At 45.2% G+C, this 630-nt stretch carries 1 protein-coding gene; it reads left to right on the forward strand.

The genetic code is table 11. The features are described from left to right. The first annotated feature begins 100 nt into the window (after positions 1-100). Positions 101-544, forward strand: coding sequence for an HTH domain-containing protein (locus tag AC5V8P_RS25920; protein WP_064796790.1), 444 nt, complete (start codon positions 101-103; stop codon positions 542-544). Positions 545-630: the final 86 nt, after the last annotated feature.

The following is a 630-nucleotide window of genomic DNA, read 5'->3' on the forward strand; positions in this document are numbered from 1 at the left end:
TGAACTGTGACCCGTAAGATGGACACTTTGAAAAAAGTGACCCACTTACGGGTCATTTGTGTTTTAATCAAACAATAAAGAGGATTGTGAGGTAAGATTCATGAGCAATAAGAGAGGTGCTTCCAAAATCTTTAGCGAACAAGAGATTAAACAGCTCGAGGCTAATCCAAATGTGCAAAAAGTGACGGACAAAACCATCACTTACGCCCCAGAGTTTAAGGTGGAAGCGGTAAAAGCTTATGAAGCCGGACAGACGCCGATGGATATTTTTCTTAGGGCGGGTTTTGACATCGACACCATTGGACACGAAAAGCCAAAGAAAAGCTTATATCGTTGGCGAAATATTTATGCTGCCCATGGAGAGGCCTCTCTTTTGGAGGAGCAACGCGGGAAAGGAAGTGTGGGCAGACCGCAGGCAAACAATTTGTCCACAGAAGATAAACTAAAGCGTGCCGAAGTGCGCATCAAGTTGCTTGAAGCGGAGAATGACTTCCTAAAAAAGCTCGAAGCGCTCGAAAAGCAGAAGATGCAGAGGAAACGTTGACACCCTCCGAGCGCTATCAGATAATCAACCTTACGATCCGACAATATAGCCTAAAGCGCATGACACGCTACCTGTGCAAACTGTCT

It is taken from the genome of Paenibacillus sp. N119s (assembly GCF_059447605.1).

Excerpts from the sequence above, each read along its gene's own strand:
- AC5V8P_RS25920 (WP_064796790.1), top strand. The coding sequence starts at position 101 with ATGAGCAATAAGAGAGGTGCTTCCAAAATCTTTAGCGAACAAGAGATT.